This is a genomic window from Pseudomonas sp. 14A, from assembly GCF_018132745.1.
Taxonomy (GTDB): Bacteria; Pseudomonadota; Gammaproteobacteria; order Pseudomonadales; family Pseudomonadaceae; genus Aquipseudomonas; species Aquipseudomonas mercuritolerans.
This window is the reverse complement of sequence record NZ_JAGRQJ010000012.1, coordinates 55,811-72,598: the sequence shown is the minus strand read 5'-3', so window position 1 is coordinate 72,598 and position 16,788 is coordinate 55,811. Positions and strand designations below refer to the sequence as shown.

Genomic DNA, 16,788 nt, shown 5'->3' with positions numbered 1-16,788 from the left:
TCAAACGTCCAGCACCAGGGTTTCGCTGCCCTGCGCCGGGGCGGCGCAGCAGATCAGCACTTCGTCGTCCGCCAGGCGCATGGCCGGCGGGGTGAGGTAATGCACCTGGCCGCTGGTAAGGCGGGTTTTGCAGGTGCCGCACGAGCCGCCGCGACAGCTGAACTCCGGATTCAAGCCACGTGCCTCGGCCAGTTCCAGCAAGGTGCCGCTGCCCGGTTCCCAGCGTGCTTCCTTGCCGGACGTGGCGAACAACACCTTGACCGGTTCTTCCGCGACCGGCACTTGCGGCGGCGCCGGGGTGCTGATTTCGACATCGCGGATCAGCGTCGACGGGCCGAAGGTTTCGGCGTGGATGCGATCATCGGGAATGCGCATTTTGCGCAGGCCGTCGTACAGCGCCTGAGTGAAGCTGCCCGGGCCGCACAGGTAGAAATCGTAGTCATCCAGCGGCAGCAGGCCTTTCAGCAAGGCGATGTCGATGCGCCCGGCGTGATCGTAACCCTGCGCTGTTGCGTCCAGCGGCGGCTGGCTGACCACGCGCAGCACCTTGACCTTGTCACCCGCGCGCGCAGCCAAGGCGTCGATTTCTTCGCGAAAGGCCAGATCCTCGACGGTGCGACTGCTTTGCACCACCCAGGTCGGGCGCATGCGGCTGATGCGTTTGCCCTGGTAGACCACCTCGCGCAGCATCGACAGCAACGGCGTCACCCCAACCCCTGCGGCCAACAGCACCAGTGGCCGGCGTTCGGTGGCGTCGACGGTGAAATCGCCTTGCGGCGCGCGGGCTTCGATCAAGTCCAGTGCCTGGACCCGATCATGCAGATGCGAAGACACCGAGCCGTCGCGTTTGACGCTGATGCGCAGAAACTCGTCCGACGGTGCGCTGGACACGCTGTAGGTGCGGATCGACGCGGCGTCCTGACCGTCGAGCAAAACCTTGATCGGCAAGTGCTGGCCCGGTTCAAAGCGCGGCAGGCCGAAGCCGTCGTTGGCTTGCAGGTAAAAGGAGCGGATCTGCGGACTCTCATCGACCACCCGCGTGACGTGCAGCGCGCGCCATTGATTGCGCAGCGCCTCGGCCTGCAAACGCTCGCGGGTCTGTTCCCAGCTGCCGGTCATTTGCGAATTGGGTGAATCGCCTTCCGGCTGCTCGGCCCAGCGCAGTGGCAGCGCGGCCTGACGGTAAACGATGCGCTGCGGCTTGAAGCGCCACAGGCGCTCGGCGCCCTGGAACGCGGCGATTTGCGGATCGTCGAGCAGCACTTCTGCGCTGCCGGTCATCTGCAACAGATCGCCGCTTTCGAAATCGATAAAGGTCAGCCCGGCGCGCGGGTTGAGCAGGATGTTGCCCAAGGTGTTGAAGAACAGATTGCCGGAGAAATCCGGGATGGTCAGGGTGCCGTCTTCGTCCATATGCACGAAGCCGGATTTGCCACCGCGATGGGACACATCGACCTGGCGCTCGCCGTCGCGCACCACGTAAGTGGCCACGTAGAACGAGTCGGCGGCAGTGATCATGTCGCGCACCAAGGGTTCGCTGACCGGCAAGTCGAGCGCGTTGTCGGTGGTCTCATCGACGAAGGCGTAATGGCGCAGGTTGATATAGCGCGGGCAGTTGCCGTAAGCCTGGGTCACGCTGATCTCGAGGCTGTCGTCCTTGCGGCGGCTGATATTGCCGTTCATGCGATTGCGCCGACGGGTGTGCAGCTCGATGCCGAGCATGCCGATCGCGTCGCCGGGCTGCAGGCCTTGATTGGCCGGGTCATTGGGCTGGGCGTCGAGTTTGATCTTCAGCACCTGCGGCGACGGCGAATCCATGAACCCCGGTTGACCGGTGCGCAGCGTTGCCCACGGGTCGCCCTGGCCATCGACAGCGCCGAGTACGACGAAGGGCAGTTGCGCATAGAACTCGCGGTGCTGGTCCGGCATCCAGTCGCGAGCCAGTTGCCGCTGACCGACACCGACCATCATCTCCACCGCGCCGACGGCACGTTGCAGGGTCAGCTCACCTTCATGCCAGGGCGAGGGCTGCGGTTTCGACGCTGTGTCCATTTCGATTCTCCTCGGGTGCAACCGGGCCGGTGAGCCGCCAGGGGCTGAAGCTCAAGTTGGGCTCATGTTCGCCCCCGGCTGGTTGCGAGGGAATGGCCAGAAACTGCAATCCACTGTTTCACTCGGTGAAATGATCCCTGCGCGCGCCTAAGGAGGCGGGTGATTATTTCACTGGCTGAAATGCTCGATTGTATTTGCTGAGGATTCCGCGATTTGCGGCAGGGGAGCAGGATGAGCCCCATCGACACGATCAGCGGGTCGACCTCAAATAATCCAGGAGCACGTCATGTCTCAGTCAGCCGTCAAACTGTACCGCCATCCGTTGTCCGGCCACTCGCATCGCGTCGAGTTGATGCTTTCCCTGCTGGATGTGCCGACCGAACTGGTGTTCGTCGACCTGATGAAGGGCGCGCACAAAACCCCTGAATTCCTTGCCCTCAATCGTTTCGGCCAGGTGCCGGTGATTGATGACAACGGCACGGTGCTCGCGGATTCCAACGGCATTCTGGTTTATCTGGCGAGCAAATACGGCAACGGCCAGTGGCTGCCGAGCGATCCGGCCGAGCAAGCCAAGGTGCAACGCTGGTTATCGGTGGCTGCCGGGCAGATCAGCTCCGGCCCGGCCACAGCGCGCTTGATCACTGTGTTCGGCGCCGGTTACGACGCGGCTGATGCGATCAAGCGTTCCCACGCTTTATTGCAAGTGATGGAAGACGAGTTGGGCAACAGCGCATTCCTCGCCGGCGACAAGCCAACCGTTGCCGATGTGGCCGCCTACACTTACGTCGCCCACGCACCGGAAGGCAATGTCTCGCTTGAGGATTACCCGAATGTGCGGGCGTGGCTGGAACGGGTCGAGGCGCTGCCCAAGTTCGTCGGCATGCAGCGTACAGCGGTGGGCCTGCAAACAGCTTGACTCACAACGATGCACATCCCCTGTGGGAGCGAGCCTGCTCGCGAAAGCGGTGTGTCATTCAACGGTGATGTTGACTGACAGAATGCCTTCGCGAGCAGGCTCGCTCCCACATGATTTCACTGTGTTTTCGAGGTTTTTTACAGGTTCCCGTCTATGGATCGTTTTCAGGAAATGCGCATGTTCCTGGCCGTGGCCGAGGAGGGTGGCTTTGCGGCGGCGGCCCGGCGTTTGAACACCTCGCCACCCAGCGTCACCCGTGCCATTGCCGCGCTGGAGCAACGCATCGGCACGCGCCTGTTGTCGCGCACCACGCGCAGCCTGCACCTGACCGAAGCCGGGCATCGTTATCTGGATGATTGCCGAAGAATTCTGTGCGACGTCGACGAAGCCGAGGAGGCGGCCGCCGGCAGTTATCGGGTGCCGTGCGGGCATTTGAGCGTGACCGCGTCGGTGTTGTTTGGCGAGTTGTTCATCGCGCCGTTGCTGGCGCAATACGTCGACGCGTTTCCTTCGGTGCATCTGAAGGCCTTGCTGGTCGATCGCGTGGTGAACATGGCGGAAGAGGGTATCGATGTCGCCGTACGCATCGGCCATCTGCACGAAAACAATCAGCATGCAATCAAGGTCGGCGAGGTCCGCCAAGTGATCTGCGGCACCCCCGATTACTTCGCCCGCTATGGCCGACCGCAACATCCGAACGAGTTGAGCCGCGCCAATATCGTCATGTCGTCTGCCAGTCATTTGCTCAGCGATTGGCAATTCGCCCATGCCGACGGGCCGTTGAGCTTTCGCTTCGAACCGCGTCTGGTGGTCACGGCGAATCAGGCGGCAATCAACATCGCCAGCTCCGGTTGGGGCATTACCCGCGTGCTGTCCTATCAAGTCGCCAGCCAGGTTGCGGCCGGTGAACTGGAATTGGTGTTGCAGGCCTTTGAGCCGCCGGCGTTACCGGTGCAACTGGTCTATCTGAAACATCCGCGCGTACCGGCGAAGGTGCGCACGTTCGTGGACTTTCTCAGCGAGCAGCTGCAACACCACCCAGCGCTGAAAGCCGTGAACAGGGTTCACGGCTAGGGCTTGAAGGCTCAACTCAGCGCTGGATCACTTCGCGGCCGCAGCGGTTTCGATCAGGCTGGCGACGGCTTTCGGGTTGGACACCATCACCACGTGCGACGCGCCTTTGACCACGACGGTCTGCTTGGAGTGCGCGCGCTCGGCCATGAACGCCAGGGCTTGCGCCGGTATGTTCTTGTCCTGGTCACCGTAGACGAAGTACGACGGCACGGTTTTCCATGCAGGCTCGGTGGCGGCTTCGTTGAGCGCGGCGACGGTCACCGGGCGTTGCGTGGCGGCCATCAGCTTCGCATCTGCCAGGGAAACATCGGCAGCGAACTGCTCATGGAATTTGTCCTGCTGGATGTACAAATCCTTGCCACCATCGGCCAGCTCAACCGGGGCCGACAGGGTCGGGCCAAGGGTGCTGCCAGGGAAACGGCCGGACAATTCGGCTGCGGTTTCGCCCTTTTCCGGGGCGAACGCGGCGACGTACACCAGCGCTTTGACATTGGCATTGCCGTAAGCGGCTTCGCTGATCACCGGGCCACCGTACGAGTGCCCGACCAACACCACCGGAGTTTTCACGCTGGCCAGCACATCCGCCACCGATTGCGCATCACCCTTGACCGAGCGCAGCGGGTTGGCGGCGGCGATCACCGGGTAGCCATCCTTCTCGAGAATCTTGACCACGCCGTTCCAACTGCTCGAATCGGCAAAGGCACCGTGCACCAGCACCACGGTAGGTTTAACCGGTGCGGCGAACGCAGCGGTGGCGCCGAACATGGCAGCGGTGAGGGCGAGGGTAGCGAAGACTTTGTTCATGGTGATTTCCTGTCGATTGGTTAAGGTAGGAATGGAAGCGACAGGGGTATTTAGCGCGCTAAATGTGTCAGTTCTGTGTGCGCAAGACTGAACTTCGCATGCGTGTGTATCAGTGTCGGCAAAAGCTACATGCTGATACAAACCGCTCAGTTTTGGCTGAGCAGTGCAGCGGACTCGAACTTGTCAGTCCGCTGCAGCGTTTCCGGAACACCGATCAACAGCAGCAGAAACGCCGCCGCCGCAACTCCGGCAAGAGTCAGGAACGCTGCGCTGTAACCGGCGGCCTCGACGACAAATCCGGCCAGCCCATTGCTCAGCGCCGCGCCCAGACCAAACGCTGTGGTCAGCGCGCCGAGGCTGACATTGAAATGCCCGGAGCCGAGGGTCAGATCCTTGACCATCACCGGGAACAGCGCGCCGAACAGCCCAGCGCCGACGCCGTCGAGCAGCTGCACGGTGACCAGCCAGTACGGATCATCCGAGAAGGTGTAGAGCAAGCCACGCAGCGGCAGGATCAGAAAACCCGCCAGCAATAACGGTTTGCGTCCCCAGACATCGGCTTTCGCACCGGCCAGCAGCGCCATCGGCACCATCACCAGTTGGGCTGCGACGATGCACGCCGACGTCAGCGGCGTGGCCATGTGCAAGTTGGCTTGGGCGAGTTTCTGGCTCACCAGCGGTAGCATCGCCGCGTTGGCCAAGTGAAACAGCGCGCAGCACAGGGCAAACATCAGCAACGGGCGATTGCTCAGCAGTACCTTGAATCCGGACGGCTGATGGCTTTGATCGCCAGGCTGCAAACCGCGCGCGACATCGTGATCTATCGCTTCTGCCGAAACGAACAGCACGGCAATCACACTGGCCAGCGCCATGACCGCCATCAGATAAAACACCGCCACCGGGCCGAACAGATACGCAAACAAACCGGCCAACAACGCCGCGCACGCGTTGCCGGCATGGTTGAACGTCTCGTTGCGACCTGTACGCCGGGTGAATGCTCGCGGGCCGGTGATGCCCAGGGTGATCGCGGAAATGGCCGGGGCAAAAATAGATGCTGCCGCCGCGCTCAAGGCTTGGGTCAACGCCACCAGACTGAATGACGAAATGAACGGCAGGAGCAGACAACTCACCGTCACCAACAGCGCGGCGAAGATGACCAGCGCCCGTTTCGCCCGGCTGCTGTCAACCAGCGCACCAGCGGGCGTCTGCGTGATCAGTGCGGCGATACCGGCAATGGTCATGACCACGCCGATGCTGGCCGGGTCCCAGTGGTGCACGGCGAGCAAGTAGATGGCGAGGTACGGCCCGAGGCCGTCGCGGACATCGGCGAGAAAGAAATTCAGACTGTCCAGCGAGCGGTTGTTGCGGCGATCGAGATGGCTGATCACGGTGGGCAGTCTCTTGAAAGTGAGGTCTGCGTAAATGTATCAACCTCGGCAAACCTAATGACCGAAGCGGCGGGAGATTAGTTGCAGAACGGCGGAGCAGTTGCTGCTCCGCAGATATTCATGCGTCAGGCGTTTGCAGTATCTCGATCCACAATGAGCCTTTGCCGGACGCCGCTTCACCGACACGCTTCAGCGCGCCATCCTTGCTCACCGCGTACGTACCGACCTTGGCGCTTTTCTCGCCCGTCACCAGCAGCCAGCGGCCATCTGGGGAGAAGGCGATGTTGCGTGGTTGCTGTTCTTGCACGGGGTAGTTGTCGAGAAACGTGAGTCCCCCTGTTGCCGGATCCACGGCAAATGCCGAAACGCTGCTGCTGGTGCGCTCACTCATCAGCAGCAGTTTTCCATCCGGCGACATGCGCAGGTCGGCAGCCCAGATGCGTGGGGTCGGGTCGTCTTTCAGATCGTTGTTGCGCGCATCACGGACTTCGCCGTGGGCCAGCTTCAATCGCTCGGGAATGCCATTGGCTTCAGCGATTCGGGTCAACGCGCCGCTGGCGTCGTCAATTGAAAACGCAGTCACGGTGCCGCTCATTTCGCCGACGACGTAAAGGAATTTGCCGTTCGGCGAGAACGCCAGGTGCCGGGGGCCGGTTTTATCCGGAACACTGACCGAGCCGCTGCCGATCGGGCTGAGCTCGCCAGTCCTGGCGTCCAGGCGATATTGCAGCACCTTGTCGGTGCCCAGGTTGCCGGCGTAGGCAAAGCGATTGCTCGGCTCGGTGCGAATCGAATGCGCGTGCAGGCCGGTCGGATAACGCAGGATGTTGGCGGAAGGTTGATGATCCTCGCCGATCTTTTGAACGCTGAGGGTATCGGCGCCGTAGGACGCCGCGAGCAGGTAGCGTCCTTTTCGATCAGTCGACAGATAAGCCATGCTCTCTGCCAGAGGCGCGTGGGTAAACTTTGTCAGGTGCCCGCTTTTGGAGTCGATCCGATAGCCCAGCACCTGGAAAGGCTTGACCCGCAACGCTGCAAACAGCACTTTGCCGTCCGGGGTGAGGGCCATGGGATTGACCTGGTCGCCGGCCTGGATCTGCTCAACGAGGGTGAGTGCGCCGTTGCTCTGGTCAAGGCGATATTGCGAGATCAGACCGTCGCCTGGGCTTGAGATGTAAGCGTAAGTAGCGGCGTTAGCCGTCACGCTCAACGAGGAGGCGAGCGCAGCGATCAATAGCGTTCCTTTCATCATTTCCAGCCTTATTGTTGTTGTGGTCAGTCATCCTATGAGTGATTGGCTGGGGCATCAATGGCTATTTCGGGGGCCTGTAACGTCGCTACGCTTATTTGACATGCTTGTTCTAGATGATTTTGATCAGCGGAAATGATCGGAGAGGGTGGTCGTGATTGAGGTTTGACACATTTTTACATACTCTCCTGTTAGCGTTGTTGTACGACATCCTACCTAATGTGCGCAGTGCAACAACTCTCACAAAAACAATAACGGAGATACCCCTATGACGAGCATGGCTCCACTCGATCATCAGGCCGCTGCGAAACCGCAAAACCTGTTCCTGCGTACGCTGAAACTGCTCGGCCCCGGCATTATCGCCGTGCTGTCGTGGCTCGGTGCGGGCGATCTCATCACGTCTTCAGTGGCCGGTGCGAACTACGGCTACGCGATGATGTGGGTGCTGGCGGTCTCGCTGTTGCTTAGATACCTGATCGTCAACATCATTGCCCGGTTCCAGCTGTGCAATAACCAGGGCATGACCATTCTGCAGGGCTACGCCCAGCTCAACCCGGTGTTTGCCTGGTTCATGCTGGTTTATGCCCTGTTGATGGGGCACCTGATGAACGCCTACATGATCAAGGGGGCAGGGGAGTCGCTGGCGATGCTGTTCAAGATCGATCAGCCATTGCTGTGCTCGGTGGCGGTGGTGCTGGCGGTGTGGATGCTGGTCGGGCGCAACATCTACACGATGATCGAAGGCGTGATGAAGCTGCTGCTGGCGATCATGACCCTGGCGTTCATCGCATTGGCGGTGATGTCCGGCCCGGATGTCAGCGGCATCATCAAAGGCACCATCGGCTTCAGCATTCCGCCGGACGAAGGCGTGCATGGCGCGTTGCTGGTGGCGGTTTCAGTGATCGGCGCGGTTGCCGGCTCGATCGCCAACTTCGTGCACCCGTATGTCATGCGCCAGAAAGGCTGGACCGGGCCGCAGCACAAGCGCATTCAGCGTAACGATCTGCTGTTTGCGGTGTTCGTCGGGATCATCATCAACCTGGCGATCTGGATCGTCGGTGCGGAAATCCTGCGGCCCAACGGCATCGAGGTGAAAACCTTGGGCGATCTGGGCAAGGCGCTGGAAATCTTCTTCGGCCCGATCGGCTGGTACGTGTTCTTCATCGGCGTGTTCGCGACGCTGTTCGCCAGTATTTCAGGCAAGACCACAGCGTTTCCGATGCTGATCACCGATGCCTTCCAGCATGTTCGTCCTGAGCGTCGCGAGAAGTACGGTAAAGAGTTCCATCACGACCCGATGCACAAGTGGTTCATGCTGTTCATCCTGGTCACGCCGCTGATCTGGTCGATGCCGGGCATGCCGGATTTCGTCACCCTGACCATTGGTGTCAGCGCATTGAACATCATTGGTTTGCCGGTGATTTCTCTGGGCTTGCTGATCATGTCCAACCAGAAATCGCTGCTGGACAAGCAGTACCGCAACAACCTGTTTGAAAACATCGCGCTGATGTTTGCTACAGGTCTGGCGCTATGGGTAGCGTTCCAGTTGGGCGTTGATCTGTTTACTTGACGGGAAGCAGTCGAGGGGGCAAACGCCCCCTCGAATCGCCGCTTACAGCGGCACATCCATTTCGATCCGGCGCCAGGCTGCTTCGGAAAAGCTGTACACCGAAAATGCTATCAGCCCCAACGCCATCAGCATCAACAGCACTCCGCCTGCCGGCAGATTCTGCAAAGCATCCAGCGCTTCCTTCATGCCGGGTGGATTGGTCGCTTGGTAAACCGAGCCGCTGACCGCCATCAACACCGCAATCTCGATAAACACCACGCCTCGGGCGATCAGGCCAAAGCGCGACACCGGGCGCACGTAACGCATCACTTCGTCATCCGCTTCGAAGTATTTCTCGAACGTGGCCTTCCAGCCTTTGATGATGTGGGCGATACCGACACCCAGCGGGATCAGCGCGATCAGGTAGATCAACAGGTTCGAGTGTTCGAATGACAGCAGCTGCGCGAGCAGATCCTTGGTCTTGCCATCGCCGGAACCGCCCGAACTCCTTAGGCCACTCACCAACAGGCCCAAGGCAAAGAAGGCCAGCGCCGCGTTGACCAGACCGCCGGCGAGCAAACCTGCGCGAATGACCAGGCCTTTGAACTCGCTGCCGTGGTGGTCGACATCGCGGATCGCTTGCAGTGCACGCCAGGCGGCGAAGGCCAGCAGGCCGGCGACCACAACACCGATCAGCACATAGCCGAAGGGCTGGCTGAGCAATGCTTCAAGGCTCTTGTGGCTGTCTTTCGGTTTGGTGGAGTCGTGCGCTGCCAACAGCGCGAAGATGCCGATGATCAGATACAGAACGCCGCGCGCGGCGTATCCGCCTCGGGCAAGCAGGACAAGCGTGTGTTGAGTGGACATGGGGTTTACTTCCAGGGAATCGATGTGAAGCAGACCCGTGGACGGGGCAGGGGTTCGATAAATGCGTCGCCGGTGGGCGACGCGCGCCTTATCAGCCTGCCATGCAGCGCTTGCCTCGCTTCGGCGTCATAACGGCGTGGTCAGCGAAAATGGAATGCGCAGCTCTTCGACCGGCCCTGAATCCCGGCCGCACATTTCGTCGTGCACGCATTGTTGCACCAGTACGCAGGGAAACGCCGGCACGGTTTGCAGCAAGTCGCGCAGGTGGGTGATCGAACGCAGGTGCATTGGCTTGGCCGCGTCATCGAGCAAAGTGAACTGGCCTTGATCCACGCGAATCCTCGCCAGATAAAAACCACCTTCGAGTGACAGCAGCTCCAGTTCGCGAACTTCACTGTTGGCCGCACGTTCGGTGAGGGTTTGCAGATTCATGCTTCACTCCTTGCCTACCAGGGCAGGCGTTCTCCATCGTAGGCGAAGAAATGGCCGCTATCGGCCGGCGTCAGCGTGTCAATCAAACTCAGTAATTGCGCAGCGGCAATGTCTGCCGGGCGGGCGCTCGAGGCTCCGCGAAAAGGTTGCGACAACGGCGAGACCACCGTGCCCGGGTGCAGACTGAGCAAGCGGCTCTGCGGTCGAGTGCGCGAAAGCTCGATGGCGGCGGTCTTGATCAGCATGTTCAGCGCAGCCTTGGAGGCGCGATAGGCGTACCAGCCGCCCAAACGGTTGTCGCCGATGCTGCCGACTTTCGCCGACAGCATCGCCATCGCGCCTTGAGGCGCAAGCAATGGCAGAAAGTCGCGCAGCAGCAATGCCGGCCCCAGCGTGTTGACTTGAAACACGGCCTGCAGCGACTCGGCTTCGATTGCGCTGTAGCTTTTTTCCGGCTTGACTTGGTCGCGATGGAGGAGGCCGGCCGCGTGAATGATCAGGTGATAGGGCGCTTCGCCTGCCAGTTCGGCGGCGGCGCTGGCGATCGTTTCGGGCTGCTCGAGGTCGAGCTTCGGCACGGTATCGCGTCCCAGCGTACGGACGCTGGCGCAGCGTGGATCCTGGTTCAAATGTTGGCAGAACGCCGTGCCGAGGGCGCCACTGGCGCCGATCACCAGAGCGCGATAACCGTCGCCGAACGAGGCCAGGGTCAACCCACTGCTCATGGGTTCGCTCCAGCGCTCTGACGACGGAAGAACACCGTCACCTGACCGACTTCGAAACCCCACTTGGACATACGGGTGCGGTTGATCAACGTGTCTTCGTCGACCAGGTACATCCAGTCGTCCATGCTCATCTCGTAGGTCGAATCATCAACTGGCAGGTTCAGGCGATAACGCCAGTGGAAGGTGTTGCCTGCGATCTGGCCCTGAGCAACTCCGACCACATCATGCGCGCGACCGCTCCACTGACCATTGCCCCCGGGAGTGAGGGTCCAGACTCGGCGTTCACGGGTGCCGTCGCTGTAACGGAAGCGCTCGTCGAGGATCAGGTTTTCACCTTCACGACGGCTGGCGATATCGACCTCGAAACGCTTGACCACTTCGCCGTTGCGCTTCTGAAACATCCCCCAGGCTTTGACGGGCTGACTGAAAAACTGCTCCAGATTCAAAGCCGGTTGCTGATCCGCATAACGAGCAACATCGACACTGCCGCAACTTGCAATGCTGAGCGCCAGTCCTAACAGCAGCAGAAATCGGGTCATCTTCCTACTCCTTGAGCTTGTACAGTTAACAGGCTGTGTATAGGCCTAGCGCCGGCCGATCAGCTGGAGAAATTCCTGCCGCGTAGTCGAGCTGTCGCGAAAGGCACCGAGCATGACCGAGGAGGTCATGATCGAATTCTGCTTCTCGACGCCGCGCATCATCATGCACATGTGCCTGGCCTCAATAACCACCGCGACACCGGCAGCGTCGGTGATCTGCTGGATCGCCTGAGCAATCTGCCGAGTAAGGTTTTCCTGGATCTGCAGACGCCGCGCGAACATGTCGACCACCCGCGCGACCTTGGACAGCCCCAGCACCCGGCCATTGGGGATATACGCCACATGCGCCTTGCCGATAAACGGCAGCATATGGTGTTCACACAGCGAATAGAGCTCGATGTCGCTGACGATCACCATCTCATCGCTCTGCGACTCGAACAGCGCACCGTTGGTGACGTCTTCCAGGCTCATCGCGTAACCGTTGCACAAGTATTGCATCGCCTTGGCGGCGCGCTTGGGCGTGTCCAGCAAACCCTCGCGTTCCGGGTTTTCACCGACGCCAACGAGGATTTCACGGTAATGGCTGGCTAGTAGTGGGCTCATTCGGGTTACTCGTGGCGGTGCGGGTTAGGGACACAGTCGGGTGAAAAGGTTGTACGCATACAGGTTGTCTGTATAGGTTTTATGAAGATAGGCTGAAAAGGATCAACTGACAACGCATCGGTGGTTTTTTTGTGCGGGTTTGGGATTGCAGGCAGGAAAAACATGGGGCCAGGTTTGGTGAGTGGCTTGCTTGGGCCAGATGTACGGGCGTCTCAGCTGATAGCTGCCGGTGGCGGATGGTAGCTATCGACCCAGGCTGTGTGAAAACGCACAAAATACGTCGCAAACTGAAAGTCGCGATGGTGCCAGTGGAATCAGCGGACGGAAGCGCGAATTTCCTTGATCAGTTGCATAGGCGTTCGTATTGCCGTTTGGGCCGCGTCAGCGACCCAAACAGGCGCTCACGAACGGCCAAGCGGCTTGGTTCACGCCCTGATCGCCTCAAGCAGTCCTGCGATGCCGAAGATGCTCATCATTCGTTTGAGGTTGTAGGCGAGCACATGAAGGCTCATCTCAGTGCTCACCCTCGGCAGGGTTTTGGTCAGGAAGTGGGTACTTCCCATGCAGTACTTGAGCGTTCCGAAAAGATGTTCAACAGTCTGGCGGCGAACCTTCATCTTCCCCGGGGCATGTTCTAGCCGAACCTGCATCGCGTCGACTACAGCCTCATGTTCCCAGCGCTTCACACGGCGCTCCTTACCCGTCGTACATTGCTTTTGCATTGAGCAGGACTGGCAGCCCGAAAAGTAGTAACAATGCAATAACATGCCGTCTTCCATGACGAATGCCGCCTGGTTAGTAACTGTCCCGCAGGGCATCGATACTCGTCCGACGCCGCAGATAGATGAAGTCCTGCTTACCAAATCGGCCTTCGGCTTTGCTGCCAGATGTGGGGTGTTTCGGTACGAAGGTAGTGATGCCGGCTTGCTCGCAAGCAAGGATTTCCAGACCTTTGTAATAGCCTCGGTCGGCCACCACCGTTAGCGATTCAGCCTCGATTTCTTCACGCGCTTGTTTCGCCATATTGCTCAGTTGCCCACGATCATTACCAACGTTGGCACCTCATGGGCAACGATCAGATGGTGTTTGTCGTCGACAGCTGTTTGTACGTTGCAGCCAACCGTTCCGGTGCCTCGGCCGCTCGTAGCCATTGAGCGTGCATCTGGGCCTGTGAGGGAGATCTGCTGGTCTGGACTTTCGTGGAGCTGCGCCTCGATGTCCTTGAGTGTCTGCATCTGCTTTTTCAGTGTTTCTATCTTTTCTTTAAGCCGCTCTGCTTTGGCCTCGGCCACTTCGGGCGTTGCCCGATCCGCCGAATCCATCGCCGCCAGATATCGATCAATGCTCTGCTCGATCTGCTGCATGCGTGCCTTCACCTTGCCCTGAGTGAAGTTGCGGTCGCGATTATTGACGGCTTTGAATTTGCTGCCGTCGATGGCGATGATCGATTGGGAGAAGAGATTGAGGTTGCGACAAAGAACTACGAACTGGCGGCATACGCTGCGAATGGCTTTGCCGTTGTCTTTGCGAAAGTCGGCAATGGTTTTGAAGTCCGGGGCCAAACGCCCCGTTAGCCACATCAACTCGACGTTGCGCTCGGCCTCACGCTCAAGCCGGCGACTGGACTGAATCCGATTGAGATAGCCGTAGATATAGATCTTTAGCAAGACCGCTGGATGATAGGCCGGACGACCCGTTGCAGCAGGATCGACGCCCTCAAACCCAAGTGCGCCCAGGTCGAGTTCATCGACGAAAACGTCGACCACTCGGACTGGATTTTCTTCGGTTACGTAATCGTCCAGGCACTCCGGCAGCAGAGTCACTTGCGTCCGGGCCTCGCCTTCAATGAATCGCTTCATGATCGTCCTCGATACGATCTAGACGATCAAAAGATTAGACAAGCACTGGCGTTTTCACCCGGTGTGCTCGACTTCTGCCTGTCATGAAAAGCCGTTTCGATCTAAACAACCCCCGTCATCGTCTCTAGAGCGATGTTCGGTCGACACCTTGTACAATCTCGCTTGTTACAAAACCCACCCCGCAATGATCGCAATAAAACCCATCAACCAGCTGCTCCAGCGGCGCTGCTTTCAGAAGGGCAGGCTTGCATTCATCAACTGCTAGCTGATCCAAGCGTTGATAGCCTGCTTTTTCTTCCCCATTGAAGCGTTTTTTTGGGCTTGCTGCTCCTATCAGAATTCCCTTTGGTCTGACGTGTTGGACCGATCCACAGCGGGGGCAGGATTCCATAGGGTTTTGGTTCATGGCATGACCTGATTTGAGAGGGGCGAGAGTAATGATACCGATGAACTCAAGAAATCCTTTAACCAACGTCGTAAGAACTGACCTCCAGAGCAGTGAAGATGATTCCGTATATCTACGGACTTCACGTAGAGACGCCCCGTCCCTATCGACGCTGACGTTTTCACACAGCCTGGACCAAAAGCGGACGCCCAACGCACTTTTTTCAACCCAAAGCGGTCATCATCATGGTCAAGTATTATTGTGCCGAGGCTCGGACTGTTCATAGGTAGGTTGATGCATGGCCAGAAGCGTTAGGCTTCAACAGAAACTTCATTCAAAGTATCTCGTTGAGGTAGCGGGAGAGGTGGTGCTTGATGACTGCCTTGTTGAAAAGCTATGGGCGCTCAACAGAGGTGACAGGTTTGAGTTGAATTCACGCTCCTTCGGTTTTGGACCTGTTCAAAAATACCGCTTGGAATACGCGATAACGAGAGGCCCCATTCCTGGGCATTGGCTCTACAAAGAATTTGACCCAAAGGAACTGACATTATTTTTTACGGCAAAAGACTTTGCCGGCATTTGCCATGGCTGGACCTTGTTTGACGAGTGACCATTCACGGTTCGCTGCCTGGGAGGCAGCTTCCGGCCAAAAGCAGCCGTCCACGCATGGCCTTTTTCAGCCCCAAAAGATAATAATCGGAGCGGAGACGGCCTATTGAAAATTGGCTACATGGCTGAATACGCCTCTTCTTCAGCATTCCATTATCGACATCAGAGTAAGACTCATGGGCGCGCCCATCATTATCGGCAACAGCTATGACCTCTGGGTCAGCAACAGCATGAAAGATACTTTTTGCGAGGTACTCACCGCTGTCGCGGCCTTGGAAGGCCATGATGTGAAGGCCTTATATGAGGAGGCACCAGGTGTGGCCGGCACCTATGGTGTTTCAGGCGTGGGTATCCTTCTCGACGAGTTCTTTCTCTATCTTGGTGGATTTTCCGGGGTTCGACGCCACCTCGATGTTTGCCGAGTACGGCTAGACGAAGTCAGAGAATCTTGCGGACTGTCGCCAGTTGCTGCCGAACGCATGGCACACGTACTGGCATGGGCCGCATACCATATGGATGGCAACCCGATCCCTGTAGGCGGCTCTTTCTATGAGAGCTGGCCTCCTGACGAAGCTGAAACAAGGTAATACCCGCCTGCTTTCGGCCAAAACAGTCATTCAGGTATGCCGATAAAAACCCATAATCGACCGTAAGGAGATGGATGGAAGTTTATTGCCTCAACGAGCTTGCAAGAGCGAGCCAACCAGCGAGCCTTTGACCTATCGAGTACTCGACACGCTAGCTTGTCTGGACGGTTTTCGAGGTTGTCAGAGTTCTTGGGTTGCCATAATCGGATGCACGAGAATCGGCCACGCGAGTGATGAACTCACGTACCCATTTGAAGCCGGCATGCCCATCCGACCGCTCATGCCAGAACAAGCCAATCGCAAAACCTTCCACCGGCAATGGAGGGGCTACGCACAGCAGTTGCTCGCTGCGACCGTCTACAAGACGACTTGGAACCAGGGCCACACAATCCGACTGCGCGACCAACTCCGGTACTGGAAGGAATGACGACGCTGAATGAACGACGTTACGCCGCAGCCCGCGCGCTACCAAGGCGTGATCCACCGAGGTAGAGAAGCCTCCGCCGCGCAGTGACACCACGACATGTTCCAGCTGCGCGAACTCATCCACGGTCAGGTCCGCGCGCATGCTGGGATGCCCACGACGCCCGATCAGCACGTAACTCTCATCATAGAGGTGCTGCGAGTGCAGTGCGGGCGGAACCCCGTTCATGTTTATCACGGCCAGATCCACCTCGCCGCGGGTCATCTGCAGCTCCAGCTGTGGTACGTCCAGGATGCGCAGTGCGATGCGAACACCCGGCGCTTCGCGTCGCATGGCGACAACGAGATGTTTGATCAAAACCGCCTGCACGTAATCCGTGCAGGCGATTGATACCGTCAGGCTCGCCGTCGCGGGCTCGAAATTCAGGTGAGTAGTGACGGTCGCCCTTACCTGGTCAAGTGCTTGGCGAAGCGGCACGAGCAGCTCCAAGGCTTTGACGGTGGGCGTCATTCCACGCTGCGCGGGGATCAGAAGAGGGTCGTTGAAGACGTCGCGCAGACGGCTCAACTGAGCGCTGACTGCTGGCTGGCTCAAATGCAGACGGGCGGCAGCCCGGGTCACGTTCTGCTCAATGAGAAGGGCCTCCAACGTCACAAGCAGATTTAGATCAAGGCGTCTGGTATCCATCGATCTTATGTTAGCAGCAAAATTTTGCGATTTCACAGA

General features: G+C 58.9%; 16 protein-coding genes and 2 pseudogenes. 5 read left to right on the top strand and 13 right to left on the bottom strand.

The genetic code is table 11. The features are described from left to right. Window positions 1-2,052 (bottom strand): pyridoxamine 5'-phosphate oxidase family protein, encoded by a 2,052-nt coding sequence (locus tag PS14A_RS12775; protein ID WP_212616364.1) that lies wholly within the window; start codon window positions 2,050-2,052, stop codon window positions 1-3. Between the two features lie 286 nt (window positions 2,053-2,338). Here PS14A_RS12775 and PS14A_RS12770 point away from each other — a divergent pair, with 286 nt between their 5' ends. Continuing rightward, entirely contained in the window at window positions 2,339-2,968 is a 630-nt protein-coding gene (locus tag PS14A_RS12770) for a glutathione S-transferase (RefSeq protein ID WP_212616363.1), read from the top strand. A gap of 20 nt (window positions 2,969-2,988) precedes the next feature. Here the strand turns inward: PS14A_RS12770 and PS14A_RS26825 are convergent. Beyond that, window positions 2,989-3,078: pseudogene (locus tag PS14A_RS26825) on the bottom strand (metal ABC transporter ATP-binding protein); the annotation flags it as partial. A gap of 43 nt (window positions 3,079-3,121) precedes the next feature. Here PS14A_RS26825 and PS14A_RS12765 point away from each other — a divergent pair. Further along, entirely contained in the window at window positions 3,122-4,042 is a 921-nt protein-coding gene (locus tag PS14A_RS12765; protein ID WP_212616362.1) for a LysR family transcriptional regulator, read from the top strand. 27 nt (window positions 4,043-4,069) lie between these two features. Here the strand turns inward: PS14A_RS12765 and PS14A_RS12760 are convergent, their stop codons facing one another. From PS14A_RS12760 to PS14A_RS12750, 3 genes are all read right to left on the bottom strand, one after another. Next, a complete protein-coding gene (locus PS14A_RS12760) occupies window positions 4,070-4,846 on the bottom strand; it encodes an alpha/beta hydrolase (protein WP_212616361.1) in 777 nt (258 codons plus the stop codon). A gap of 146 nt (window positions 4,847-4,992) precedes the next feature. Beyond that, window positions 4,993-6,234 (bottom strand): MFS transporter, encoded by a 1,242-nt coding sequence (locus PS14A_RS12755; RefSeq protein WP_212616360.1) that lies wholly within the window; start codon window positions 6,232-6,234, stop codon window positions 4,993-4,995. A gap of 118 nt (window positions 6,235-6,352) precedes the next feature. After that, on the bottom strand, window positions 6,353-7,486 hold the full coding sequence (locus PS14A_RS12750) for a lactonase family protein (RefSeq protein ID WP_212616359.1): 1,134 nt from the start codon (window positions 7,484-7,486) through the stop codon (window positions 6,353-6,355). A gap of 265 nt (window positions 7,487-7,751) precedes the next feature. On the opposite strand from PS14A_RS12750, the gene PS14A_RS12745 reads away from it, so the two are divergent. After that, entirely contained in the window at window positions 7,752-9,053 is a 1,302-nt protein-coding gene (locus PS14A_RS12745; protein ID WP_024013001.1) for an Nramp family divalent metal transporter, read from the top strand. 42 nt (window positions 9,054-9,095) lie between these two features. Here the strand turns inward: PS14A_RS12745 and PS14A_RS12740 are convergent, their stop codons facing one another. The 7 genes and pseudogenes from PS14A_RS12740 to PS14A_RS12710 all read right to left on the bottom strand — a co-directional run bounded on the left by PS14A_RS12740 (window position 9,096) and on the right by PS14A_RS12710 (window position 14,463). Next, entirely contained in the window at window positions 9,096-9,899 is an 804-nt protein-coding gene (locus tag PS14A_RS12740) for a DUF1206 domain-containing protein (RefSeq protein WP_016774775.1), read from the bottom strand. A 126-nt stretch (window positions 9,900-10,025) separates the two neighbouring features. Further along, the gene (locus PS14A_RS12735; protein ID WP_016774774.1) at window positions 10,026-10,331 is read right to left on the bottom strand and encodes a DUF6482 family protein; all 306 of its coding nucleotides are present in this window, start codon (window positions 10,329-10,331) and stop codon (window positions 10,026-10,028) included. Window positions 10,332-10,345: 14 nt separating this feature from the next. Beyond that, the gene (locus tag PS14A_RS12730; protein WP_212616358.1) at window positions 10,346-11,056 is read right to left on the bottom strand and encodes an SDR family oxidoreductase; all 711 of its coding nucleotides are present in this window, start codon (window positions 11,054-11,056) and stop codon (window positions 10,346-10,348) included. Continuing rightward, window positions 11,053-11,595 (bottom strand): DUF3833 domain-containing protein, encoded by a 543-nt coding sequence (locus PS14A_RS12725; protein WP_133337663.1) that lies wholly within the window; start codon window positions 11,593-11,595, stop codon window positions 11,053-11,055. The genes PS14A_RS12730 and PS14A_RS12725 overlap by 4 nt, the downstream gene beginning before the upstream one ends. A 45-nt stretch (window positions 11,596-11,640) precedes the next feature. After that, window positions 11,641-12,198 carry a GTP cyclohydrolase I FolE gene (gene folE / locus PS14A_RS12720; RefSeq protein ID WP_212616357.1) on the bottom strand — a complete coding sequence of 186 codons (558 nt, stop codon included), beginning with the start codon at window positions 12,196-12,198 and terminating at the stop codon, window positions 11,641-11,643. A 425-nt stretch (window positions 12,199-12,623) separates the two neighbouring features. Further along, window positions 12,624-14,057, bottom strand: a pseudogene (locus tag PS14A_RS12715) (IS1182 family transposase). Between the two features lie 124 nt (window positions 14,058-14,181). Further along, window positions 14,182-14,463, bottom strand: coding sequence for a hypothetical protein (locus tag PS14A_RS12710; protein WP_130910228.1), 282 nt, complete (start codon window positions 14,461-14,463; stop codon window positions 14,182-14,184). 277 nt (window positions 14,464-14,740) lie between these two features. On the opposite strand from PS14A_RS12710, the gene PS14A_RS12705 reads away from it, so the two are divergent. Continuing rightward, the gene (locus PS14A_RS12705; protein WP_122880606.1) at window positions 14,741-15,052 is read left to right on the top strand and encodes a hypothetical protein; all 312 of its coding nucleotides are present in this window, start codon (window positions 14,741-14,743) and stop codon (window positions 15,050-15,052) included. Window positions 15,053-15,227: 175 nt separating this feature from the next. Continuing rightward, the gene (locus tag PS14A_RS12700; protein ID WP_212616356.1) at window positions 15,228-15,638 is read left to right on the top strand and encodes a hypothetical protein; all 411 of its coding nucleotides are present in this window, start codon (window positions 15,228-15,230) and stop codon (window positions 15,636-15,638) included. Window positions 15,639-15,789: 151 nt separating this feature from the next. On the opposite strand, the gene PS14A_RS12695 is transcribed toward PS14A_RS12700, so the two are convergent. After that, window positions 15,790-16,749 (bottom strand): LysR family transcriptional regulator, encoded by a 960-nt coding sequence (locus PS14A_RS12695; RefSeq protein WP_212616355.1) that lies wholly within the window; start codon window positions 16,747-16,749, stop codon window positions 15,790-15,792. Between the last annotated feature and the right edge of the window lie 39 nt (window positions 16,750-16,788).

Bases quoted from the DNA above. Each gene is read 5' to 3' on its own strand.
- PS14A_RS12735 (WP_016774774.1), bottom strand. From the start codon at position 10,331: ATGAATCTGCAAACCCTCACCGAACGTGCGGCCAACAGTGAAGTTCGC.
- PS14A_RS12710 (WP_130910228.1), bottom strand. From the start codon at position 14,463: ATGAACCAAAACCCTATGGAATCCTGCCCCCGCTGTGGATCGGTCCAA.
- PS14A_RS12750 (WP_212616359.1), bottom strand. From the start codon at position 7,486: ATGATGAAAGGAACGCTATTGATCGCTGCGCTCGCCTCCTCGTTGAGC.
- PS14A_RS12730 (WP_212616358.1), bottom strand. From the start codon at position 11,056: ATGAGCAGTGGGTTGACCCTGGCCTCGTTCGGCGACGGTTATCGCGCT.
- folE (WP_212616357.1), bottom strand. From the start codon at position 12,198: ATGAGCCCACTACTAGCCAGCCATTACCGTGAAATCCTCGTTGGCGTC.
- PS14A_RS12695 (WP_212616355.1), bottom strand. From the start codon at position 16,749: ATGGATACCAGACGCCTTGATCTAAATCTGCTTGTGACGTTGGAGGCC.
- PS14A_RS12770 (WP_212616363.1), top strand. From the start codon at position 2,339: ATGTCTCAGTCAGCCGTCAAACTGTACCGCCATCCGTTGTCCGGCCAC.
- PS14A_RS12745 (WP_024013001.1), top strand. From the start codon at position 7,752: ATGACGAGCATGGCTCCACTCGATCATCAGGCCGCTGCGAAACCGCAA.
- PS14A_RS12705 (WP_122880606.1), top strand. From the start codon at position 14,741: ATGGCCAGAAGCGTTAGGCTTCAACAGAAACTTCATTCAAAGTATCTC.
- PS14A_RS12775 (WP_212616364.1), bottom strand. From the start codon at position 2,052: ATGGACACAGCGTCGAAACCGCAGCCCTCGCCCTGGCATGAAGGTGAG.
- PS14A_RS12700 (WP_212616356.1), top strand. From the start codon at position 15,228: ATGGGCGCGCCCATCATTATCGGCAACAGCTATGACCTCTGGGTCAGC.
- PS14A_RS12725 (WP_133337663.1), bottom strand. From the start codon at position 11,595: ATGACCCGATTTCTGCTGCTGTTAGGACTGGCGCTCAGCATTGCAAGT.
- PS14A_RS12765 (WP_212616362.1), top strand. From the start codon at position 3,122: ATGGATCGTTTTCAGGAAATGCGCATGTTCCTGGCCGTGGCCGAGGAG.
- PS14A_RS12760 (WP_212616361.1), bottom strand. From the start codon at position 4,846: ATGAACAAAGTCTTCGCTACCCTCGCCCTCACCGCTGCCATGTTCGGC.
- PS14A_RS12740 (WP_016774775.1), bottom strand. From the start codon at position 9,899: ATGTCCACTCAACACACGCTTGTCCTGCTTGCCCGAGGCGGATACGCC.